At 64.3% G+C, this 23061-nt stretch carries 21 protein-coding genes, 1 tRNA gene and 3 pseudogenes; 14 read left to right on the top strand and 11 right to left on the bottom strand.

What is annotated here, in order from left to right; translation table 11 throughout:
• Window positions 1–236 (top strand): annotated as a pseudogene (locus A5713_RS24820) (LLM class F420-dependent oxidoreductase); the annotation flags it as partial.
• On the opposite strand, the gene A5713_RS24825 reads toward A5713_RS24820, so the two are convergent.
• The gene (locus A5713_RS24825) at window positions 217–1347 is read right to left on the bottom strand and encodes a CapA family protein (protein WP_369804523.1); all 1131 of its coding nucleotides are present in this window, start codon (window positions 1345–1347) and stop codon (window positions 217–219) included. The pseudogene A5713_RS24820 and the gene A5713_RS24825 sit on opposite strands and share 20 nt — an antisense overlap.
• A 150-nt stretch (window positions 1348–1497) precedes the next feature.
• On the opposite strand from A5713_RS24825, the gene A5713_RS24830 reads away from it, so the two are divergent.
• The 8 genes and pseudogenes from A5713_RS24830 to A5713_RS27915 form a co-directional block, all read left to right on the top strand.
• Complete coding sequence (locus A5713_RS24830; RefSeq protein ID WP_082973140.1) at window positions 1498–2910, top strand: phosphoribosyltransferase family protein; 1413 nt, start codon at window positions 1498–1500, stop codon at window positions 2908–2910.
• A gap of 10 nt (window positions 2911–2920) precedes the next feature.
• A complete protein-coding gene (locus A5713_RS24835; RefSeq protein WP_156752019.1) occupies window positions 2921–3229 on the top strand; it encodes a hypothetical protein in 309 nt (102 codons plus the stop codon).
• A 184-nt stretch (window positions 3230–3413) separates the two neighbouring features.
• Entirely contained in the window at window positions 3414–3839 is a 426-nt protein-coding gene (locus A5713_RS24840) for a hypothetical protein (protein ID WP_068098910.1), read from the top strand.
• Window positions 3840–4050: 211 nt separating this feature from the next.
• Window positions 4051–4503 (top strand): DUF5709 domain-containing protein, encoded by a 453-nt coding sequence (locus tag A5713_RS24845; RefSeq protein ID WP_068062178.1) that lies wholly within the window; start codon window positions 4051–4053, stop codon window positions 4501–4503.
• A 71-nt stretch (window positions 4504–4574) separates the two neighbouring features.
• On the top strand, window positions 4575–4796 hold the full coding sequence (locus A5713_RS24850; RefSeq protein WP_067919022.1) for a hypothetical protein: 222 nt from the start codon (window positions 4575–4577) through the stop codon (window positions 4794–4796).
• A 75-nt stretch (window positions 4797–4871) separates the two neighbouring features.
• Window positions 4872–6431: pseudogene (locus tag A5713_RS24855) on the top strand (APC family permease); the annotation flags it as partial.
• Between the two features lie 266 nt (window positions 6432–6697).
• Window positions 6698–6770: transfer RNA gene (locus A5713_RS24860), tRNA-Arg, on the top strand.
• A 139-nt stretch (window positions 6771–6909) separates the two neighbouring features.
• Window positions 6910–7101: pseudogene (locus A5713_RS27915) on the top strand (leucine zipper domain-containing protein); the annotation flags it as partial.
• A gap of 84 nt (window positions 7102–7185) precedes the next feature.
• On the opposite strand, the gene A5713_RS24865 reads toward A5713_RS27915, so the two are convergent.
• Entirely contained in the window at window positions 7186–8655 is a 1470-nt protein-coding gene (locus tag A5713_RS24865) for an NAD-dependent succinate-semialdehyde dehydrogenase (RefSeq protein ID WP_068098914.1), read from the bottom strand.
• Between the two features lie 1139 nt (window positions 8656–9794).
• On the opposite strand from A5713_RS24865, the gene A5713_RS24870 reads away from it, so the two are divergent.
• Complete coding sequence (locus A5713_RS24870) at window positions 9795–11462, top strand: NAD-dependent malic enzyme (protein WP_068098917.1); 1668 nt, start codon at window positions 9795–9797, stop codon at window positions 11460–11462.
• A gap of 100 nt (window positions 11463–11562) precedes the next feature.
• Here the strand turns inward: A5713_RS24870 and A5713_RS24875 are convergent, their stop codons facing one another.
• The 3 genes from A5713_RS24875 to A5713_RS24885 all read right to left on the bottom strand — a co-directional run bounded on the left by A5713_RS24875 (window position 11563) and on the right by A5713_RS24885 (window position 15544).
• The gene (locus A5713_RS24875) at window positions 11563–12180 is read right to left on the bottom strand and encodes a TetR/AcrR family transcriptional regulator (protein WP_068098919.1); all 618 of its coding nucleotides are present in this window, start codon (window positions 12178–12180) and stop codon (window positions 11563–11565) included.
• A gap of 62 nt (window positions 12181–12242) precedes the next feature.
• Entirely contained in the window at window positions 12243–15110 is a 2868-nt protein-coding gene (locus tag A5713_RS24880) for an RND family transporter (RefSeq protein ID WP_082973141.1), read from the bottom strand.
• Entirely contained in the window at window positions 15107–15544 is a 438-nt protein-coding gene (locus A5713_RS24885) for an MmpS family transport accessory protein (protein WP_197516475.1), read from the bottom strand. The genes A5713_RS24880 and A5713_RS24885 overlap by 4 nt, the downstream gene beginning before the upstream one ends.
• A 245-nt stretch (window positions 15545–15789) precedes the next feature.
• Here A5713_RS24885 and A5713_RS24890 point away from each other — a divergent pair, with 245 nt between their 5' ends.
• Window positions 15790–16248, top strand: coding sequence for a Zn-ribbon domain-containing OB-fold protein (locus tag A5713_RS24890; RefSeq protein ID WP_068098923.1), 459 nt, complete (start codon window positions 15790–15792; stop codon window positions 16246–16248).
• On the opposite strand, the gene A5713_RS24895 is transcribed toward A5713_RS24890, so the two are convergent.
• From A5713_RS24895 to A5713_RS24910, 4 genes are read right to left on the bottom strand one after another with little or no spacing between them, the layout of a single operon-like run.
• Window positions 16222–16824, bottom strand: coding sequence for a TetR/AcrR family transcriptional regulator (locus A5713_RS24895; protein WP_068098925.1), 603 nt, complete (start codon window positions 16822–16824; stop codon window positions 16222–16224). The genes A5713_RS24890 and A5713_RS24895 overlap by 27 nt on opposite strands.
• Window positions 16825–16876: 52 nt before the next feature.
• The gene (locus tag A5713_RS24900) at window positions 16877–17143 is read right to left on the bottom strand and encodes a cytochrome C oxidase subunit IV family protein (RefSeq protein WP_068098926.1); all 267 of its coding nucleotides are present in this window, start codon (window positions 17141–17143) and stop codon (window positions 16877–16879) included.
• A gap of 3 nt (window positions 17144–17146) precedes the next feature.
• Complete coding sequence (locus A5713_RS24905; RefSeq protein ID WP_068098948.1) at window positions 17147–17749, bottom strand: cytochrome c oxidase subunit 3; 603 nt, start codon at window positions 17747–17749, stop codon at window positions 17147–17149.
• A gap of 2 nt (window positions 17750–17751) precedes the next feature.
• Window positions 17752–18483, bottom strand: coding sequence for a hypothetical protein (locus A5713_RS24910; RefSeq protein ID WP_082973143.1), 732 nt, complete (start codon window positions 18481–18483; stop codon window positions 17752–17754).
• Between the two features lie 194 nt (window positions 18484–18677).
• On the opposite strand from A5713_RS24910, the gene A5713_RS24915 reads away from it, so the two are divergent.
• The 3 genes from A5713_RS24915 to A5713_RS24925 are packed head-to-tail and all read left to right on the top strand — an operon-like array spanning window position 18678 to window position 21059.
• Window positions 18678–19499, top strand: coding sequence for an NAD(P)-dependent oxidoreductase (locus A5713_RS24915; RefSeq protein ID WP_068098928.1), 822 nt, complete (start codon window positions 18678–18680; stop codon window positions 19497–19499).
• Window positions 19500–19523: 24 nt separating this feature from the next.
• Window positions 19524–20300, top strand: a complete 777-nt coding sequence (locus A5713_RS24920) for an enoyl-CoA hydratase/isomerase family protein (RefSeq protein ID WP_068098930.1) — start codon at window positions 19524–19526, stop codon at window positions 20298–20300.
• 9 nt (window positions 20301–20309) lie between these two features.
• Window positions 20310–21059 carry an alpha/beta fold hydrolase gene (locus tag A5713_RS24925; protein WP_068098932.1) on the top strand — a complete coding sequence of 250 codons (750 nt, stop codon included), beginning with the start codon at window positions 20310–20312 and terminating at the stop codon, window positions 21057–21059.
• Here the strand turns inward: A5713_RS24925 and A5713_RS24930 are convergent.
• Both A5713_RS24930 and A5713_RS24935 read right to left on the bottom strand, forming a co-directional pair.
• Window positions 21052–22281 (bottom strand): CaiB/BaiF CoA-transferase family protein, encoded by a 1230-nt coding sequence (locus A5713_RS24930; protein WP_068098934.1) that lies wholly within the window; start codon window positions 22279–22281, stop codon window positions 21052–21054. The genes A5713_RS24925 and A5713_RS24930 overlap by 8 nt on opposite strands.
• Window positions 22282–22296: 15 nt before the next feature.
• Window positions 22297–23052 carry an enoyl-CoA hydratase-related protein gene (locus A5713_RS24935; protein WP_068098952.1) on the bottom strand — a complete coding sequence of 252 codons (756 nt, stop codon included), beginning with the start codon at window positions 23050–23052 and terminating at the stop codon, window positions 22297–22299.
• Window positions 23053–23061 lie beyond the last annotated feature (9 nt).

Consider the following 23061-nt stretch of genomic DNA (forward strand, 5'->3'; position numbering starts at 1 on the left):
CCGTCACGGCGGTCCCGGCCGAGGGCGAGAGCCTGCCCGACCTGACGATGACGCGTCGGTACGCGTCGGGGTTGTCCGACGAGGAGATCCTGGCCATGCACTCCGTCCTGACGGGGTCACCGCGCGAGATGGCCGACACGCTGCTGGAGTACCGCGAGAAGTACGGGGTCACGTTCATCACCGTCCAGGACAACCACGTCGACAACTTCGCAAAGGTCATCGCGGAGCTGCGCTGAGCGCCTTGCCGGGTAACTCGACCTCCAGAAGGTCGTCCGGCCGCGTCACAACACGCAGCCCGAATCGGCTGCTGGCTTGCTCGATCGTTGCGCGGAGCCATTCAGCCTCGTCGCGAGGCGCACGCTCGAGCCGCATCCGGCGCACGCGCAGCGGGATCATCTGTAGCGACACCAATTCGCCGGTGGCCGGGTCGGTTCGGGTCAGATACAGGAGCCGGAGATCGGCGCGGTAGGCCTCGTGCCCACCGATGCCTTCGTAGTCGTCGATGACATCGCCGCAGCCGTAGAGGATCGGTCTGCCCCGGTATATCTCGATCGGCCTGGGGTGGTGCGAGGAGTGACCGTGCACGACGTCGACGCCGGCATCGATCAGCCGGTGCGCGAACGCGACGTCGCTTTCGGCCAGGGCATAGCCCCAATTGGATCCCCAATGCACCGAAACGATGGCGATCTGGCCGTCTCGTTTGTCTGCCAGCACGTCCGCGGCCACCTCGTCGGCGACGCCGCGGACCGATGCGTCCCGGATCAGCCGCACGCCGGGCCGATCGTGGCGCGCCGCCCAAGACACGGGAACGCCGGCCGACGGCATCGCCACCGAGCCCACCGTGACCCGGCGTTTGTTGGGAATGTCGAGCACCACTGGTTGGCGTGCGGTAGGCAAATCGGCCCCCGCCCCGACGCCCCGGATTCCCGCACCCGTCAGCGCCGACACGGTGTCGGCCAGCCCGTGACGGCCGAAGTCGAGGATGTGGTTGTTGGCCAGCGCGCAGACGTCCGGCCCCAACGCGGTCAGGGCCGGCAGGTTGTCTGGATGCATCCGATAACAGACCGCCTTGCCGTGGGCGAATTCACCGCGCGCGGTGATCGTTGTCTCCAGGTTGATCAGGTGGACGTCCGGGGCGGCCTCGTCGAGGAGCGTCAGCACCTCGCCCCACGGCCACCGCCAATCCACCGGACGCGGGATCGGCCCATTTGCCCGCTCGGCGAGCCGGACGTATCCCCCGGCGTCACGCAGGTAGTGCTCACGCAGTTCCGGATCTCCGGGATGGGGCAGGATCTGATCGACGCCCCGCCCGAGCATGACGTCGCCACCCAACAGCACCGTGACCACACCGGAGTCATGCGAGGAGCCCGGTGGACGAGCCGTCTCCACCACGCCGACGCTAGCCGTTCGGAGAAAACGCCGGTCAGGGGCCTTGGTCCCCGCGGCAGTGGCCTTACGGCCCTTCGGCGCTCCGGCGGCTCGCGACACACTGAGGGGATGGCACAAACGGACCGCGATAGCGAGTGGGGTCGACCGCTGGTGCAGCGGCTTGCTTCGTTGCGCGGCGATCAAAGACTGTTCGACGATCGGGTCGACGCCGGACGACAGCTGGCCAAGAGTTTCGAATCCTTGCGCGGCCAAGACGTTGTGGTATTGGGCCTACCACGCGGTGGTGTGCCCGTGGCCTTCGAGGTCGCCAAGGCACTGCAGGCCCCGCTCGATGTATTGGTCGTGCGCAAGCTCGGGGTTCCGTTCCAGTCCGAGCTGGCCTTCGGCGCGATCGGTGAGGGCGGAGTGCGGGTGCTCAACGACGCCATCGTGCGTGAAGCTCACTTGTCCGGGGCCGAGATGGCGGCGGTCGAGGCGAAGCAGCGGGCCGAGTTGGCCCGTCGCTCGGAACGGTTCCGCGGCGGGCACGATCCGATTCCGTTGGCGGGACGAACCGCGGTGATCGTCGATGACGGCGTCGCCACCGGCGCGACGGCGAAAGCCGCCTGCCAGGTGGCTCGGGCCCAGGGCGCGAGCAGGGTGGTGCTGGCCGTACCGATCGGCGGACGCGATGTGTTCGCAAAGTTCTCCGGGTACGCCGACGAAGTGGTCTGCTTGCACACGCCCGAATACTTCTTCGCCGTGGGGCAGGGCTACCGGAACTTCACCCAGACTTCCGACGACGAGGTGGTCACGCTCCTGGATCGCGCCCGAAACGGTTCTCGCGGCCCGTCGGCCGATGCCGACTCGGCCGACCCACCATTACGCGACGAGGAAGTCAGGGTCAGCGCCGGCTCGGTGTCGGTGGCCGGGCATCTGACGATCCCCGAGAATCCACTCGGCGTGGTGCTGTTCGCGCACGGTAGTGGAAGCAGCCGCCACAGCCCCCGCAACCGCTACGTGGCCGACGTGCTGAACGGCGCGGGTCTCGCCACCCTGCTGTTCGACCTTCTCACCCCCGAAGAGGAACGAAATCGAGCCAACGTCTTCGACATCGAGCTCTTGGCTCGACGGCTGGTCGACGTCACCGGCTGGCTGGCCCGCCAGCCAGATACGGCCTCACTGCCGGTCGGCTACTTCGGTGCCAGCACCGGCGCGGGCGCGGCCCTGGTCGCCGCCACCGACCCGCGGGTGAACGTCGCGGCGGTGGTGTCCCGGGGCGGGCGGCCGGATCTGGCGGGGCCGTTCCTCGCCCGCGTCTACGCGCCGACGCTGCTCATCGTGGGCGGCAATGACGACGTGGTGCTGGAATTGAATCGGCAAGCGCGAGCAGCGATCCCCGGCACCTGCAAACTCACCGTCGTACCGGGCGCCACCCATCTGTTCGAAGAACCTGGGACGCTCGAGAAGGTCGCCATGCTGGCGCGCGACTGGTTCGTCGACCACCTGAGCCCGGCAGCTGTGACGACGAACCCGGTATAGCGTGGTGCGGGTGACCAGACTGACATTGACCGTGCCGGAGACAGTCGATCCCGACGAGCTGGCAAGCGAAATCGTCACAGCCCTCGCCGACCGGCTCCGGGACGACCACGGCTACGAGTTGGCGACCGCAACCGGGACGGGTGGCACCGGGACCCGCGAATATCCGTTGCATCCGGCCGGCGGCATCGTCCTCGATAGTGAGCCGGGCAAATTGATGGTCACGCTGCGCGGCGTCAACGCCGACGCGCACGATCTCTTCACTGGAGTCAGCAGTGAGCTGGAGCAGCGGCACGAAGGGATTCGCGTCGGTATCGGCTGACCGCTGGCCGTTCGGGCGCGCCAAACCGTCTGAACCGCAAGCAAATCAAAGCCTGATCGGCGGTCATGAATTCCGAGACCGGCCGGCCCGTACCGATTCGCAGGGATCCCACTGTGCCGCCGGACCACCAAAACATGACTTTCGACTCTCGTCAACGGCTGCAGACCAGCACAGACTGCAAACCATGACCGCATCTGACGACACCGCGCAAAACTGGCGCGACGTGGCCGATCATCTCACCGCTGCGCAAATCGCTCAGCTGGAGCGCCTCGAACACGACGAACCGCAGACGCTGCTGGACATGGCGCGGCAGTGGGCGGCCAAGAACGTGTCCGCCGGGATGCCATTCGACGCGATCGGACCGCCCGACGGTGCGGTTCGCACGTTCGACTGGCACCTGGACAGCAATTGGTTTCGCGACTTCGAGGGCACCTCTCGCCGTTGCGGGTCTGCGCACGTGCAGATCTGCGGCCGACAGCAGGTCGACGGCTCCACGCGGCGGTGGATCTCCGTGCACGCCCGTCACCTGAATGCGCTGGACGCATCAGCCGCGCGCGAACTCGCCGCGGCGCTGACCGAGGCGGCCGACGAGGTCGAGCGACTGGGCTGAGTGTCTTCCGACCGAGATGACGGACGAGCCGGAGGCTCTATGCTGCAGATGAATTCGCGCTCCGTCGGTAGCCGGAATCAGCGTAATTGACGGATATACCTCGGCTGAAAAGGACAAATGACCCTATGCCGCAAAAGGTGCAATCCTTACTGTTGAAGTGCGCACGCGGCGAATATCGTGACAGTAACGACGATCACATGGCAGGCGAATGATGAGTGCTCACTACGAGACCGGCCCCGCGGCCGGCGAATACAGCGTCGAGGATGACAACCAACTTCAGCCGGAGGACACCCTGGTGGATCGCGGCGTGGACGACATCCTCGACGAGGGATACTCACCGCCCGAGCACCCTTACGCGCGCGGCGCATTCGGCCCGGCCGAGACCATGGACCAGATTCTCGCGGAGGAAGAGCCAGATCCTGCGTCGCGAATCAACGTCGTCCTCGACGAGGACGACCAGCGGCGCAGCGACGCCTCCGAGCGGGACGCCGAATTTCCGGAACGGCGCGAGGTGGGCAGCGCACGAGCCGGCCGGCTTATCGCGCCGGACTTGGGTTTTGGCGAAGATGCCGACGAGGAGCTGTTCGCCACGGACGTCGGAATCAGCGGAGGCGCGGCGTCCGCCGAGGAAGCCGCCATGCACGTCATCGACGAGGAAGATTAAGGCCCTCTCCCGCTCGCCGTCGCAGCGGTAGCCTCAAGAATTCGATCGGCGGACGCGGAGGGTTTTTCGGTATGAAGATGTGGATCCAGATTTGCGGCCGGGATGAAGACCACGAATATCCGGACGGCGCCACCTATGCAGTACTCACGGGCGGCGTGCTGAGGGTCAATAGCGGCAAAGACATTCACCTCTACAGTCCGACGTACTGGCAAGAGGTCACCATTGATACCGGCCCCGCGGCCGAACTCGACGAACGAGCCCAACAACTCGACGAAGATCTCAGATGGCAATAGTCGCCGCACCGCGACGGTAGGCGCGGCGACTTCTCGACGCCGTCTCGGCCCGGGAATGCTCAAACAAGGGGCGCGATGAGCAAAGGTACGACCACGGCCGCCCCGGATAACGAGGCCGCGGCGACTGCCGTCAAGAGCAAAGGCCTGCGGGGTGGCGCGCTCGGTCTGATCTCGGGCGTCGTGGTCGGCCTGGCGTCGATGGCGCCCGCCTACAGCCTTGCCGCGACATTGGGTCTCATCGTGGCCAGTGGTGGTGGACAGCTCGCCGGCGTCAAAGCCCCGGCGGTCGTTCTCCTTTCATTCATCCCGATCTACCTGATCGCCGTCGCCTACCGAGAACTCAACGAGGCAGAACCGGATTGTGGCACCACGTTCACATGGGCATCGCGCGCATTTGGACCTGTCGTCGGATGGCTCGGCGGCTGGGGCATCATCGCCGCGGAAGTGATTGTGATGGCCAACCTGGTCGATATCGCCGGGAAGTACTCGTTCAGGTTGGCCGGCGAGATGGGGTGGCATTCGGTTGCGGACCTGGCCAACAGCAGGCTCTGGTCGACGGTCGCGGGCGTCTTCTGGATTGCCGCGATGACGTACATCTGCTATCGCGGCATCGCGGTCTCGGCCAGACTGCTCTACGCCCTGCTGTTCATTCAAATCGTGGTGCTGGTCGCGTTTTCGATGGTCGCGCTGGTCAAGACGTATTCCCGTGACGCCCAGGTCTTTTCGCTGCATCCGTCGCTGTCCTGGTTCTGGCCGGGCGGTCTCGATTTCGGGACGACCGCCGCCCCCGCAATTCTGATGGCAATCTTCATGTACTGGGGCTGGGACACCGCCGTGTCCTGCAACGAGGAGTCCGACGACCCCGGCCGCACGCCTGGCCGCGCCGCCGTCATCTCGACTTTCCTGCTGTTGGCGACCTACACCCTGGTCACCGTGTCGGCCGTGGCGTTCGCCGGTGTCGGGACGGCGGGCATCGGGCTGGGGAACCCGCACAACTCGAAAGACGTGTTCGCTTCCATCGGTCCGGAACTGTTCGGCAACGGCGTCTTCGGGAAGGTTGCACTGCTGTTGCTGGCGGCATCGATCCTGACGTCGGCCTCCGCGTCGACGCAGACGACGATCCTGAAGACAACGCGCACCACCCTGTCGATGGGGGCGTACCGGGCGTTGCCGGACTCGTTCGCGAAGACCCACCCTCGCTACCTGACGCCGACCACGTCCACAATCGCGGTCGGCGGAGTCTCCGTCCTCTTCTACGTGCTGTTCACGCTTGTCAGCGAGAACCTGCTGGCCGCGCTGATCGGATCGGTCGGGTTGATGATCGCGTTCTACTACGGGCTTACCGGGTTTGCGTGCGCCTGGTACTACCGCCATACCCTAACCGCTTCGGTCCGGGGTTTTGTGATGCGCGGCGTCGTCCCGTTGCTGGGCGGCGTGGTCTTACTGGTCGTTTTCGTCTACGGGCTCATCCAGTACGCCAGGCCCGAGTGGTTGACCGATGACGAGGGCCACCACATCACGATCCTCGGGTTCGGGGCCGTCGCGGCGGTCGGTGTCGGCGCGCTGGCGCTCGGAGTGATCCTGATGCTGGGCTGGTGGGCGATCGCCCCGGGTTTCTTCCGCGGCCGCACCCTCACGCTCGGCCCCACCGGAGCGGATTCCGGTGAGGGCACCGTTCAACCGGTAGGCCCATGAGCTTTGTCGGGAGCGAGCCGCCCTAACGCCAGCCGGCACGACGAGGCTCCCCCACCTAGAAGTCACGTAGTCATCGCCATAGCAGCTACACTCACACCCGCCACATCAGGACGCGTAGGCTGATCGTCCGGAATGGCACCTGGACGCCGCGAACGCCGCTGAACCCGCCTAGCTAGGTTTCAGTCAGGTATTCGACGACGTCCCCCGCCCTCGTAGCTCAGGGGATAGAGCACGGCTCTCCTAAAGCCGGTGTCGCAGGTTCGAATCCTGCCGGGGGCACTCCGGGTTTTTTGTATTACCTCGGCTGATGCTTGACATTTCGGTTCCGGGTGAGGCTTGACAGTGTTTCGGCTGATCCTTTACAGCGGTTTCGGTTGATCCTTGACACCCCCTAGATGAGGGAGTTGAGCGTGGCCGAAAAAGTGGAGTGTCGCTTCAGGCGCTGCACTCGTGGTTAGCCCGCTATGAGGCTTGGGGCCTGCACGGGTTGAAGGACCGGTCGCACCGGCCGGTGAGTTGCCCGCATCAGACGTCCGCGCAGATCGAGGCGGGTGGGGCTGGAGTTGCGGCGGGGTCGCCTCGGTCAGGGGCACGCTGGTTCCCTTCCCGGTTCAGGTCCTCTCCCCCGTGCACGGCCTGCACGCTGTGGCCGTGGAGCTGATGGACGGCTCGTCGCCGGATGTAGGTTCTGTGGTTAGAGATTGATTGCTATGTACTTGTCTTCGACGTATTCGTCGATGCCTTCATAGCCGCCTTCGCGCCCGAATCCGGATTGCTTGACTCCTCCGAACGGCGCTTGGGGATTGGACACCAGGCCCTGGTTGAGGCCGACCATTCCGGTCTGTAGTGCCTCGCTGACGCGTAGCGCTCGCTTCAAATCGTTTGTGTAGAGGTAGGACACGAGGCCGTATTCGGTGTCATTGCCGTCGGCGATCGCTTGTTCCTCGTCAGAGAAGGTGAAGATCGGGGCCACCGGGCCAAATAATTCGGACTGGCGCAACGGAGCGTCGCTTGGGATGTTCGCAAGGACAGTCGGCTCATAGAAGTAGCCGGGGCCTTCGGGTGCTTTGCCTCCGATCACTGCCTCCGCGCCGCGCTCGATCGCGTCGCTGACCAGCCCGGAGGTCGTCTTCAGCTGTGCGGCATCGATCAGCGGACCCATGTCGACGTTGTCTTCGGTTCCCCGACCGATTCGCAGCGCGCTCATCCTGGCGGTGAGCTTGTCGATGAACTCCGCGGCGATCTTGTCCGACAGGTGAAAGCGGTTGGCGGCGACGCATGCTTCGCCGTTGTTGCGCATCTTGGCGACCATCGCGCCGTCCACCGCGGCGTCGACGTCGGCGTCCTCGAAGACGATGAACGGCGCATTGCCTCCCAGTTCCATTGATACACGGAGTAACTGGTCGGCTGACTGCTTCACCAGTGCACGGCCCACCGGTGTCGACCCGGTGAATGACAATTTCCGCAGCCGGGGGTCATTGATGACCGGCGCCAGCACTTCGGGCGCCGACAATGTGCTGACGACGTTGAGAACGCCGCCGGGCAGACCAGCCTCGTGCAGTATGGCGGCCAGGGCGAGGATCGACAGCGGTGTCTGCTCGGCGGGCTTGATGATCATCGTGCAGCCGGCGGCAATTGCGGGACCGATCTTGCGAGTTCCCATCGCTAGTGGGAAGTTCCATGGTGTGATCATCAGGCAGGGCCCGACCGGCTGCCGAAGGGTGAGCACGCGGCCACCACCGTCGGTGTGGCGGCTATAGCGTCCGTCGATGCGGACGGCTTCTTCGGAAAACCAGCGGAAAAACTCTGCCGCGTAGAGAATCTCGGCTTTTGCCTCCTTGACGGGCTTGCCCATTTCCAGCGTGTTGATCAGCGCAAGATCATCAATCCGGGCAACGATCAGCTCGAACGCGCGCCGCAGGATCTCGGCGCGCTCCCGTGGAGCGGATGCGGCGAAGCTCGGTGCGGCGTCGACCGCGGCATCGAGGGCGCTGATGGCGTCCTCGGCGGTAGCGTCGGCGACCTCGCAAAGCGGTTGCGCGGTAGCTGGGTCTTCGACAGTGAACGTTCCGTGCTGGCCGTTTTGCCAACTGCCGCCAATGAACAACTGCTTGGGAACGGCGTCGATGACCGAACGCTCTTGTGCGGGTGTGATAGTGGCCATCTCGAGCCTCCTGCGGTCATGAGTCGTGCCGCGGCGGTTGCAGCGGCGATAGTAAGCCGATAATCATCATGTCGCCGTGGATGGCGGAACTCCCTAGCTGGTAGCGATTCCGCTGCGCGGGAATGCGGTGACGACGATGTAGGCAAATGCTGCCTGAAACAGCTTGAGAGCGCAAGGCATTGAAGACTACCTCTGGGGTGACGAATTTTGCGGCGCGTCCGGAAGGCTTCACGTCGAAAGGATTGGCGACCTCCCGCCAGGGACCCAGGTCCCACAGCTAAGTACTTCAGGGTCGAGTTAAAGACTCGGCGTGCGCTGCTAATCCGGGAATCACGGAGGGACGAGTTACTGATCCAGGTACCAAAACAAATCGATACCAACCGAATTCACGCGGACACTGGTCGAAGTCGGTACAGCTGAGGGTGCGGTTTTGCAGGTCGACGCTATCAACGCGGCCGCGCACGTGATGCGCTTCTTCGAGCATCCCGGCCAGCGGAATGGTCGCGGACCGGACGTCGGCCAGCCCTCCGGCGATGTCGGGCGGCAACGGTGTCTAGAGCATATTAGGGAGTATGCCGCATCACCCGAGTCAGCACAATCCGGACTCTGCGCTTGTTCGACAGCACGGCGAGTTTAATTAGGGCACACTTCGTTCGGATCCCAAGAGGTCACTCAAACCGTCTCTGCCGGAACGTCTCGCGCCCTAGAGGAATGCGTGCACTTGAACCGGTCACGCCGCGCCGCGGTGGTCACGTACTCTAGGCTTAACGTAACTTTTGTTGCGTTAGCATCCGGAGGTGTTCATGCAGGAGCAGATGTTGGCCGGCGTCGACACCTTTCAGCTTCGTAAGCCGGCGCCCCCAATTGCCGCACCGCAATCGCGGCACCGTTAGCGGCATGAAGCCGGCTGCGGAATCCGCGATTGCCCCGGCTCAGCGCCGACCGCGCGGTTGGCCCATGCGCCACTCCGTCGGGGTGGAACGACCGCCGAGGCGTTCTGCGTCGATCAGGAGGTCGCAGTCTACTTCCCTAGCTCACACGTTGGCGACACGCCTTGAGCGATCGCCTGAGCGGCCAGCTTCGTTGTGTCTCAATAGGGTTGAGATGGTTTTACTGCGTGACTAGGAAGGAATCTTATCGTGTCTGACCAAACACGCGGTGAAGCAAGGCTTCTTGATGCTCTGACCACCAAGGGCACCGCCTTCACCGAGCAGGAGCGGCGCGAGCTTGGACTTTTGGGCCTGCTACCCACGGCAGTCAAAACTCTCGACGAGCAAGCCGAGCACTGCTGGCGTGAATTCTGTTCGCGCCGTGACGATCTTGACAAACACATCTATCTTCGCGCTTTGCAGGACCGCAACGAGACGTTGTTCTACCGCGTGCTGCACGACCACATTTGCGAAAGCCTGCCGATCGTCTACACCCCCACGGTTGGCGAGGCGTGCCAGCGCTTCAGCGAAATCTACCGACGGCCAAGGGGTTTGTTTATTTCGTATCCCGACCACGATCGTCTTGATGAGATCTTGAGCAATAGGCCCCGACGTGACGTTGACGTCATTGTGGTGACCGACGGGCAGCGGATCCTAGGTCTGGGCGATCAGGGCATCGGCGGTATGGGGATCCCGATCGGCAAGCTCTCGCTCTACACACTCATCGGCGGAATCGACCCCGCGCGAACCCTGCCGATCGTGCTCGACGTCGGCACCGACAACGTCGAGCTCCTCGAGGACCCGCTGTATCTCGGCTGGCGTCACCGACGGATCCCCGACGATGAGTACTACGCATTCATCGACACATTCGTCAGCGCGGTCCGACGACAGCTCCCCGACGTGCTCCTCCAGTGGGAGGACTTCGCAACCGCGCATGCGCAGCCGATCCTGGACCGCTATCGCGACCAGCTGCTCACCTTTAACGACGACATCCAAGGGACCGCCGCCGTGACTCTTGGCGCGCTGCACGGCGCAGCGAAGGTCGCCGGCCGCCCGCTGTCGGAGCAGCAGGTCGTGATGCTAGGCGCGGGCTCAGCCGGTATCGGCGTCCTGGACATGATCCGGCGGGAGATGGTCAACGAGGGCCTGTCCGAAGAGGATGCTCGACGACGGATCTGGGTGGTCGATGTGATCGGGCTGCTCACTGACGATCGCACCGACCTCACGGAAGCCCAGCGTGACTTCGCGCAACCTGCCGGGCGGGTGGCAGGTTGGGGGCTGAAGGGCCACGCTCAGCTCAAGGATGTCGTGCACAACGTCGACGTCGGAGTTCTTCTGGGCCTGTCCACCGCCGCGGGCGCCTTCACCGAAGACATCGTGCGGGAAATGGCCGGCAAGACCCAGCGGCCCATCATCTTTCCGCTGTCCAATCCGACAAGTCGCGCCGAGGCGCACCCCGCCGAACTGGACCGTTGGACCGACGGACGTGCCCTGATCGCCACCGGCTCACCCTTTGCGCCGGTGGAGCGCGACGGCACCACACGTCCGATCGCCCAATGCAACAACGTCTACATCTTCCCCGCAGTAGGGCTCGCAGTCACCGCCGCGCAGGCGACCCGGGTAACCGACGACATGATGCGCGTCGCCGCCGCGACGTTGGGAGACCTGTCACCGGCACTAAACGACCCCGACAAACCGCTGCTGCCGGAGTGGGCGGACGTGCCCGACGTCGCCGTCCGGATCGCCCACGCGGTGGCCAAGCAAGCGGTAGCCGACGGCGTGGCCCCCGAACGCCGCGACCAAGAACTCGCGCAACGGATCACACAGGTGCGGTGGACACCCAAATATCCCGGCACCGCCGACGAACCGGATCAGTGACACAACGCCACATGCGGCGCTCGTCTGCCAGCAGTTGACACTCGGTATACGCCCTCGGGCCTGGTGGCGCCGGTGGATCGGTCACATCGGCGCTGAAGTTTTATCCGTTTGTTGGTTTGCGGACCGCGGGCAGGATCAGGGTATCGATCACCTCGCGCACAAAATTCGCGTCCACGCTTTGTCCGCGGGCAACCTGCAGCAGACCCATCGCCAAGAGTACGTCTGCCACCAGTGACCAGTCGCGACCGGCCGCTATTTCGCCGCGGTCGGCGGCTTGCGCCAGGATCGCGGTAATCGTGCGTTTGCCTTTGCCGAGCATGAGGTCATCGAGCGCCGAGGCGAGTTCGGGTTCGTGTGCGGCTTCCATAGCGACTCGCAGCACCAGGTCGTTGCTGACCAGGTTGCTGTCGGTGCGTTTGACGCGTTCGACGAGGGCGTCCAGATCGCCTTCCAGGCTGCCCGTATCGGGGACGTCGACGCTGCAGAGGTCGGGGCGCCAGTACACCAATGCGTCGGTCATCAGCGCGGCTTTGGAGGACCAGCGCCGGTAGATGGCGGCCTTGCCCACACCTGCCCGTGCCGCTATGTCATTCATGTTGGTGGCGTGATACCCGTGTTCTGTCAAGGCCGCTAGGGCGGCGTTGAGAATGGCCGGATCGCGGGACCGGTCCAGGCGCCCCTCGGTGCGTTGCCGCAGTTTTGATTCCGCTTCTGTCATGGGCCCTGATCCGTCAACCGACAACCTTGTCGTCGACAGTGTGACAGACCGGCAGGTGAGTTTCATGGGGCCGTCAGCTGCGGGATGGGCGCCGTGTGCTCCTCGTCCGTAGCGCGCGGGGCCCGCTTGGTGCGGTAGGTGTTGAGGGGCCACCAGAACCAATGCCCGAGCGCGGCGGCGATCGACGGGGTCATGAACGAGCGCACGATCAGGGTGTCGACCAGAAGACCCAGGCCGATGGTGGTGCCCAGCTGTCCGATTACGCGCAGCTCGCTGACGATCATCGACATCATGGTGAATGCGAACACCATGCCGGCCGCGGTGACCACCCGCCCGGAGGCGCCCATGCCGCGGATGATTCCGGTGTTGAGCCCGGCGTGGATTTCCTCCTTGAGCCGGGACACCACCAGCAGGTTGTAGTCCGAGCCCACCGCGAGCAGGATCACGATCGACAGCGGCAGCACGATCCATTGCATGCCCAGGCCGATGATGTCCTGCCAGAGCAGGACCGACAGGCCGCAGGCGGTGCCCAGGGAGGCGGCGACCGTGCCGACGATCACGAGTGCGGCCACCAAGCTGCGGGTGATGAGCAGCATGATGCCGAAGATCAGGATCAGCGCGGCGATCCCGGCGACCATCAGGTCAATGTTCACCCCCGCTTGCATGTCGCTGTACATCGATGCCATCCCGGCCAGATATACCTTCGAGGTTTCCAGCGGGGTGCCCTTGATGGCGTCGGCGACGGCGTCCTTGATGCCCTTGACATGTTTGATGCCGTCGACGGTGGCGGGGTCGCCTTGGTGGGTGATGATGAACCGGACGGCCTTGCCGTCGGGCGAGACGAACATCTTCAGGCCGCGTTCGAAGTCGGGGCTCTTGAAGACTTCCGGTGGCAGATAGAACGAGTCGTCGTTTTTGGCTTCGTCGAAGTATTGCCCCATCAGGGTGGAGCCTTCGGCGGCTTCTTGCTGGTGGGCCTGGATGCCGGCCATCGTGCTGTGGGTGGAGAGCATGAAGTCGCGCATCGTCTTCATCGTGTCGATCATCGACGGGAAGTCGGCCAGCAGCTGTGGCATCAACTGGTCGAGACGGTCGAGATCACCGCTGAGCCCTTCGATTTGGTCGGCGAGTTCGTCGATTCCGTCCAAGGCGTCGAAGACCGACCGCAATGACCAGCAGATCGGGATGTCGAAACAGTGCCGTTCCCAGTAGAAGTACGAGCGGATCGGTCGCCACATGTCTTCGAAATCCGCCATCCTGTCGCGTAATTGGTTGGTGGTGTCCACCATGTCGTGGGTCCTGCCCACCATGCTGTGCGTGGTCGCGGTGAGCTCGCGCATCACGCTATACATGTGTTCCATGGTGGCGATCGTCTTACCCAGCTCGTCGGCCTGCTCGAGCATGTGAGCCATGTTGTCGTTCATGAACTTCGCCGTTTGCAGCGTCCCGGAGTTCTGCATGGCGATCTGAAACGGGATCGAACTGTGCTCGATCGGCGCCCCCAGCGGCCGGGTGATGGTCTGCACCCGCTCGATGCCGCGCAGGTGGAACACGCTCTTGGCGATCCTGTCGACGACCAGCATGTCCGCCGGATCCCGCAGGTCGTGGTCGGCCTCGACCATCAACATTTCGGGATTCATGCGAGCCTGGGAGAAGTGCCGATCGGCGGCCGCATACGCAACATTGGCGGGCATATTCGGCGGTGTGAATTTTTGATCGTTGTAATTGGGCACGTAGGTCATCAGGCTGACGAAACCGATGATGGCGATCATCACCGTCACGACGATGATCGGTATCGGCCAGCGCACCACGGCGGTCCCGACCTTGCGCCAATTGCGCGTGGAGAGATTGCCTTTCGGGTCGAAGAGCCCGAATCGCGAGCCCACCGCGAGGACCGCCGGCGCCAGGGTCAGCGCCGAGGTCACGATCACCAACAGCGCAATCGCGCACGGCAGACCCATGGTCTGGAAATACGGCAACCGGGTCGCCGTCAGGCACACACAGGCGCCCACAATGGTCAAACCCGAACCCAAGATCACATGCGACACGCCCTGATAGGCCGTATAGAAGGCTTCTTCTCGATCCTGGCCCAGGGCCCGAGCCTCGTGATAGCGACCCAATAGAAAGATGATGTAATCGGTGCCCGCCGCGATGCTCAGCATGGTCACCATGCTCACCGCGTACGGGGTCAGGCCGATGATGTTCAGGTCGCCTGCGGTGGCCGTAACACCTTGTGCGGCAAATAGTTCGATGCCGATCACCACGAGGCATAGGATGGTCGTGCCGATCGAGCGGTAGACGAGCAGCAGCATCCCCAAGATGACGCCGATCGAGACCAGCGCCATTGTTGCCATGCTCTTGTGCCCGACGACGCTGACATCGGCGTTGAGCACCGTATTGCCGGCCACATACGCTTTGACACCCGGCGGCGCGGGTACCTCGGAGACGATCTTGCGCACCGCGGCGACCGATTCGTGGCTGGGCGTGGTGCCCTGATCACCGTCGAGGAACACCTGCACATACGCGGCCTTGCCGTCGGCGCTTTGCGAACCGGCGGCGGTCAAGGGGTCGCCCCAGAAGTCCTGGACATGTTGCACGTGCGCGGTGTCTGCCTTGAGCTTGGCCACGATCCGGTCGTAGAACTCATGCGCGCTGTCGCCGAGTTTGTCCTGGCCCTCCAGCACCACCATCGCCGAGGAGTCCGAATTGAATTCCTTGAACACCCGGCCGATGTGCATCATCGACTTGAACGCCGGGGCGTCTTTCGGGGTCATCGGCACCGAGTGCTGGGCCGCGACGTCGTCGAGTGATGGGGAGATCACGCCGAGGCCAACCGCGAGGAAGACCCAGAAAAGTAAGATCGGCAGCGCCAGAACACGAATCAGCCGGGCGATCACCGGCCGGCCCGGAACCGAATGAGTTGCGCTCATACGGCTTTCACCAAGCAGTAGATGAACGGCTGGTACTCGTCGCTGCGACGATCATCACGAACCTGACCATCGACGATCACCCGGCACCGGATCGCGTTCACCTCTGTGCTGCCCTGGGCGACGATGTTGGCCGACATCGACGGCAGCGTCGTCACGATGGTGTACGACCACGGCAACGGCGCGGCATCGACGAGGTGCGGCTGCCCGTTTTCGTCCAGATAGTTGACGTTCACACTTCCCCTTTCCGCCCCCGTTAGTTCATACGTAATGCGTTTGGGATTAAAGGGTTTCGTATTGTCGGCGACTCCCTCACCACTCGCCACAGCGGCGTTCGCGCCGAAGGTGTCGCGGATGCGCGCGACTGCGTAACCGCCCAGCGCTACGACAACGACCAGGAGCAGCGGCATCCACGCCCTCTTCAAGATTCGAAACACACTCTTCTCCTGAGGTCTGCCTGGTTCCCGCCCGTAGCCGTGCCGCGAACGCGGGTCGCCACCTCTTCGCGAGAGGCGGAACTCGAGTTCCGTCACTAGGGGGAATGTACAGCATGACCGCATTGCCCGCGAACCGGAGCCCTCGCGGGCCGAGCCGGACGGAAATACCGCTCGCCATCGGTTACTCGGCCTGGGAGTACCGTCACCCGGTACCCTCAAAACGGTATATAGTTTACTGTTTATACATGTCGATCCATCCCGCTTACCGCAGGCCCGATTTCCGGCTGGCCCCCAGCCCATCGGCTGAGTCGCATGCCTTCTGGACCGGCGGCGCACGCGGTCAGCTGATGATTTGCCGCTGCCGAGCGTGCGGGCATTTCTTTCACCCGCCGGGCCCGGCGTGTTGGCGCTGCCGCAGCACCGGCGTAGGCCCAGAACCGGTGTCCGGACGAGCCACCGTGGCGGCGTACACGGTAAACCGCCAACCGTGGATTCCCGGATTGGATCCGCCTTACATCGTCGCCATGGTGGAACTCGAGGACGAGCCCGACGTCCGCCTCATTACCAACGTGGTCGACGTATCGCCCGACGACATCTACGTCGGCCTGCCGGTCGAGGTCTTCTTCGAGGACTGGACCGAACCCACCGGCGATCCGGACAGCCGGGTATGGCTGCCGCTATTCCGGCCGGCGCGGTCGACCTGACACGTGCAGCCCCGCCGAGATGATGAAGGACAACTCATCGATGATCTCGTCTGCGCTCGGCACCTCTTCATCGGAGGGATAGGTGTTCCGCAGAAAGGTCGCCGCAACACCGACGAACAACATCAGGAGGCGTAGCTGCAAGGCCGGCGAAGACGTCCGCAGACCGTGTGCCGAAAGATAATCTTCCATCGGTGTCACGATCGGGTCGAGAGTCGCGCTGATCCGGGCTCGCACACGATCGAGTTCGTCACCCGACGACTCATCGGCGAATACGTGCACCATCGCACGTGCGATCGACTGATTGCTCGACATGAATTCGTAGAATCCCGTGGTGAACCGACGAACCAGTTGGTCATGGTCCATTGTTGTCAGGGCGGGGTCGTCGAGCCATCGCTGATGCAGCCCGCCAACAGCATCCAGCAGAGGCGTCACCACGGCGTCGAAGAACAACTTTTCCTTGTTGTCGAAGTACCGGAAAATCAGATCGTGCGAAACCCCAGCGCGCGATGCGATCTCGCGCGTCGTGGCGCCGTATCCGCGCTCTGCGAACACCTCCCGGGCGGCCGCCTGGATCAATCCGGGCGCGCTCCCACGGCGGGCACGTTGACCTTGACCAGCCATCGCCCGCTCAGAGCCAGAGGTACATACCGGCGAGAACCATCCACAAGATGATGCAATACGCCTCGAAAGGCGCCCGCAGTATGAGCGGGGCGTTGCGCAATTCCATGAAGTCGAGCCCGACAAACCGGACCTTGACCACCGCCAGCCCCAGCACGACCACTGCGACTGTCGAACCGACGCCGTGGTCCGCGCCCAGCGCCCACGACAATATCGTCACCATGACAAGCACCAGCCACACGAGGGTGGAGCGCGCGCGCAGCAATGCGAAGGCCATCGGTCAGCTCACCAGATACAGCAACGCGAACAGGATTATCCACAGTAGGTCGACGAGATGCCAGAAGCAGGCGCCGCCTTCGACGACGGCCATCCGCGTTGCGCTGAGGCTGCTGCGGCGCGCTTGCGTCAGCAGCAGGATGAGCACGCCCACGCCGATCAGCACGTGGAAGAGGTGCAGGCCGGTCAGGATGAAGAAGTAGAGATAGAAGTTGTTCTCGGTCGGGACGTGCCCGGCGGTGACCTTGGCCGTGTATTCGACGCACTTGAGTCCGATGAAAATGAGACCGCAGACCAGCGCCATGGCGAGCATCAATTGCGCGGCTCCGCACCGGGACTGCCGGATTGCGCGAACAGCGGTCACCACGAGCAGCGAGCTGGTCAGCAGGACCAGCGTGTTCGTCAGGCCGATGCCGATGCTGAGCGTGTGCCGCGACGTGTCGAACAGCTCGGGCGCCTGCGCGCGCTGGTACATGAACGTCGCAAAGAAGACCCCGAAGACCACCATGTCGCCGAACAGGAAGATCCATACGCCGGGTTCGCCGGGCACATGCGTGGTCGGCCGGACGCTCGAGTGCTCGCCGACGACCGACCGCAGGGACGTCAGACTCAAGCTGCGGGTTCCCATTCCCGGTTCGCGGCGCGCTCTTCACGTTCGGCGGCTTCGACGTCGACCGCTTTGGTGAGCATGATCGCGGTCACGATCATCCAGATGCAGAACACGGTCAGGGGAATCCAGAAGGCGAACATGCCGTTCCACGCCAGCGGCCCCGTCTTGAACAGGTAGATGGCGCACCCCGGAACGCCGAGCACGGCATACCAGATGTTGAAGTAGCCGAACCACCGCGGGAAGCTCGGCACCCGCCGCCTGTCGATGAACACGCAGAACGCCAGGATCACCACCTGTGTGATCAACGGGCCGACCAGCCCGACGAAGATGAACCAGAACATGTCGTTGAGCGCCTGTGTCACATCGGGATTGCGCTCGGGGCGGTACGCGGCCGCCACGGCGAACAGCGCGCACAGTGAAAAGCCGAACGGAAAGGTCACGCTCAGTAACAACTGGGTCAATGACATGACGCCCCAATAACCTTCGATGCGGCGTACTTGGCGCGACAGTAGTGCGAAGAATGGCGCGAAGAGCCACGCGAACAGGATCATCAGGGCGAGACCGATACGGATGCGCAGTTCGTTGTCGCTGTAGATCCGTGCCGTCTGCTCGGCGGTGAGGGCCGGGCTCATCGGAGGGATGAGTCCTGCGATGAACCAGAACATCACCAGGAAACCGCCCAGCATGGCCACTCCGAGCCAAGCCGAGGCCTTTTCGATTGTCACGTGCATGGCGGCTCCTCGCTGAGGCTGCGATGAGGTGACGTTATCGACCGTTCGTGCAGTTAGTCAATCATTGGTCTACTAAGCTGCAAAGCGGCCACCGACACCGCCGGTCGTTTCTTGACTGAGCATGCCGGCGCGCTTAGCGTGACCCTGGGCAACCTAGTTGACTTAGTTATAGCCGAGTGCTTGAGGAGCGCGCAGTGACCAACGCCGTCGGCTTCATCGGAGCGGGTCAGTTGGGTGAGCCCATGGTGCTGCGCCTGCTCGAGGCCGGCGTGCCCGTCACCACGTATGTCAGGCGGCCCGAGGTGCGCGATCGCCTGGCAACGCGCGGTGCCCGGCTCGCGGCTTCGGTGGCCGAACTCGCCGCTGGCAGCGACATCCTGATCTCGTGCTTGTTCTCCGACGCACAACTCATGGAAATCGGATCGGGGCCCGACGGCTTCATCGTCAATGCCAAACGCGGCGCCATCGTCGTCTCCCACACCACCGGAACGCTGGCGACACTCAAGTCCTTGGGTGGCCATCCATCCGCACCCACCATCCTCGATGCGCCGGTCAGCGGTACCGCCGACGACATCGCCGCCGGAACCCTCACCGTGCTGATCGGCGGGCCGGCCGAGGCGGTGCAATCCGTGTCGCCGACACTAGCGGCCTACGCGAACCCGATCGTCCCCACCGGGGAACTGGGTAGCGCCTTGGCACTGAAGCTCATCAACAACGTGCTCTTCGCCGCGAACGCCCAGCTGGTCGCCGCTGCAACAGAACTGGGCGCGTCGATGGGTGTCGCCCCCGATGCTCTGCTGGCCGCACTCCAGGTATGCAGCGCGGGAAGTCGCGTCGCCACACACATTCAGCAGATCGGCGGCATAGAGCCGTTCACCGATATCGCGGGTCCTTTCCTTCGCAAGGACGTCGCCGCATGCCTGGAGGCCGCCGCGCAGGCAAGTACCGGCCTCGGTCTGCTCGGCGACGTTGTCGCCACCGGTCCCCTGCCACTCAAACCCGTTGGAGCGAAATGACGCAGACGACAAAGAGGCGCGTCGATGACTGACCTGGAGACCATTGTCTTCGAGGTCAGCGATCACATCGCCACGGTGACATTGAACCGTCCCGGACAGATGAACAGCTTCAACCAGACGATGGCCACCGAGCTCGCCGCGGTATGGAAGCGGGTCCGCGATGACGAGGACATCCGGGTCGCCGTCGTACAGGCAAACGGAGAACGGGCCTTCTGCACGGGAATCGACGTATCGGCGGGCCGATGGTGGGCCGACCAGCCGGTATTCAACCAAGAAGACCCTGGAACCTTCCTGGGGCCCAAGGCTCATCAGGTGTGGAAGCCGGTGATCGCCGCGCTGCACGGCATGGTCGCCGGCGGCGCGATGTACTTCGTCAACGAATGCGACTTCGCGATCTGCGCCGAGAACACCACCTTCTTCGACCCACACGCCAACGGTGGCGTCGTCTCGGCTCTCGAACCGATGGGCATGCTGTCATTGGGCATTCCCTATGGCGATGTGATGCGTTGGGCCCTGTTGGGCAGCGAGGAACGCATCACCGCCTCGACGGCATTGCGGCTCGGCCTGGTGACCGAGGTCGTGCCCGACGACAACCTACGGGAGCGGGCTGCCGGCCTCGCCGGCGAAATCGCTGCGCGCAGGCCGCTTGCCGTACAGGGCACCGTGCGCGCCATGTGGGAGGCCAGGGATCTCTCTCCCAGCCTGCGTCAGCGACACGGAATGTCCTACACCCACATCGGCAACGACTACGCGAACCCATCAGACTCCCGCGCCAATAAGCGCGCTCCACGGTTCCGCTGAGCACTTCGGATGCCACTCCCCGATCTCGTTCTGGTCCATGGCGGCGAACATGCCGGCGACTGCTGGGATCTGACGGTCGCGGAGTTGCGCCACCAGGAACCAGAACTCCGCATCCTCGCGGTCGACCTTCCGGGTCGCGGCTCGAAGCCCGGTGACCTGTCGACGGCCACCATCGGCGCCTGGGTGGACTCCGTGGTCGCCGATATCGATGCTGCGGGTTTCGGCGAGACGGTCATCGTCGGCCACTCGATGGCGGGAGTGACGGTGCCCGGGGTGGTGGCCCGGCTGGGTTCGTCGCGCGTCCGCGAGATGGTCTTGGCGGCGGCCTTCGTGCCGCGCCAGGGTGAAGCGATCGTGGACACGCTCGACGGTCCGCTGGCATGGTTCGCCCGGCGCGGCGCCGGTAGAGGGAAGCCACTGAAAGTCCCGGCCTTCGCGGCGCGCTACGCGTTCTGCAATGGCATGACAAAAGAGCAACGCGAGTTCGCGATGTCGCGGCTGTACCCCGAGGCGGTGTCGATCCCAGTTGAACCGGTGGACCGCCGTGACCTGCCGGCGAACATACCGCGCACCTGGATCCTCACCACCCGCGACCGCGCGCTGTCCGTAGCGTCTCAACGGCGCAGTATCGACGCGCTCGGCGGGGTACAGACCACCGTCGAGGTCGACACGTGCCATGACCTGATGATCAGTCACCCGATTCGTACAGCGCAGATCCTTCTCGACCGGTGCCGCCAGTACGAGAAATTGGTCAGGTGATCGCGCCGTCGTACTTCAGACCGAGCAGGCCCGCGTCGTCGATACCCAGCTCCCGAAGCACCTCGTCGGTATGTTCGGCGAACATCGGTGCCCGGGTGAGATCCGCCGGCGCACCGTCGAATTGCACTGGATTGGCCACCAGCTTCTGCCGGTAGCCTTGGGCGTCGACGATGTCGGCGACGCGACCGTTGGCGATCAGCGCTTCGTCGTTGGCGACATCCCAAGCATCCTGCAGCGGCGCCCATTGGCCGCCGGAGTGGTCGAGCAGCCGCTTGCACTCGTCGAACGTCCGCCGGCCGATCGCATCGGCGACCAACTTCGCCGCTTCATCGGCGTTGGCCGCCAACGACTCCAGAGATGTGAACCGATCGTCGGTCGCGGCCGCGGTCATACCGAACACCTGGCAGAAGTCCGGCCAGTAGCGCGTCGGCTGCAGCATCGACAACTGGATGAACCGGCCGTCGGCGCAGCGATACGCGCCGGTGAGCGGATTGCCGGGCGCCTGGCTGGAACTCCGCACCTTCGGCGGCGGACAGCCGTACAGCATGGCCAGGTTGACGTCGAACTGCATCGCCCACGCCCCCACCGCGAGGAGGGACACGTCGATGATCGACGGCTCGCCAGTGCGCTGCCTACCGAACAGTGCCGCGGCCACCGCACCGGCGATGGTGAGCCCACCGATGTTGTCGCCGTAGGCCCCCGCGGGCATCGACGAAGGGACGTCGGCGTCCGGTTGCATGATGCCGTCAGCGCTGCCACCACGCGCCCAGAAGGCGGTGGCGTCGTACGCGCCGGTGTCGGAATCGGGCCCACGACTGCCGAATCCGCTGCCTCCGACGTAGATGATGTGCGGGTTGATCCGCCGGATGTCCTCGATGTCGATGCGCAGTTTTGCGCGTGTCTGCGGCAGATAACTGGTCAGGAACACATCGCTGCGCCGCACCAATTCCTCGAATGCCGGACGTGACTGCGCCAGCGCCAGCGAGAGACCCACGCTTCGCTTACCGCGGTTCGGCGCCTCAATGATCGGCGCGAACGGCAGACCGGGTTTGGTCACCGAACGACCCAGCACGGTCACCAGACCGCGCTGCGCATCCCCGGTGACGGGGTTCTCGATCTTGATGACATCGGCTCCCCAGTCCGCGAGCACGGCACCGGCCGACGGAACGAACGTGAACTGTGCGACCTCGAGGACGCGCACACATTTCATGGGTTTCTTCATTCCGACACCGCCTCCTCAATCGCCTTGGAACTCCGGCTTCCGGCGTTCGCGGAAAGCCGCTGTGGCTCTGCGGAAGTCATTCGACTGCTTGAGGACCTGCTGTCCTTCCGCCTCGATTTCCTGCACGGCTTCGAGATCGGTGAGCGTGGCCGCCGCCAATGCCCGCTTGATCCACCGGTACGACTGTGTCGGCCCGCCGGCCAGGTTCTCGGTCAGCGCGGCCAGCTCCGCGTCGTAGGCGTCGTCGTCGATGACGTGCGAGATCAATCCCCAATCGAAAGCGTTTGCCGCCGAGATCTTCTCGGCCGTCATGGCCATCCTCGCCGCCCGTGCCCGTCCGACCGCCGCGGGCAGCAGCGCGGATGCGCCGCCGTCGAGCATCAGACCGACCTTGGTGAAGGCAAGCTGGAAGTACGCCGATCGGGCGGCGACCACCAGGTCACAGGCCAGGGCGAGCGAACAGCCGATGCCGACCGCGGGCCCGTGCACCCCCGCGATTACCGGTTTGGGCAGCGTGATGAGCGTCTGAACGACCTTGTTGGCCGCAGGCACGGCCCCCTTGGTGTTGCCGCCGGTCAGATCGCCGCCCGAACAGAACGCCCGTCCCGCGCCACACAGTTGCACGGCGCGTACGGAATCGTCGTCCGCCGCCTCGAGCAACCTGTCCAGCAACTCGTTGAGCATCGGCGTGTCAACGGCGTTCAGCTTCTCGGGCCGGTCGAGCGCGAGTCCGAGCACCGCACCGTTGCGGTTCACCGAGACGCCGTTGATCGCCATCGC

Source organism: Mycobacterium sp. E2497 (assembly GCF_001668695.1).
Lineage (GTDB): Bacteria > Actinomycetota > Actinomycetes > Mycobacteriales > Mycobacteriaceae > Mycobacterium.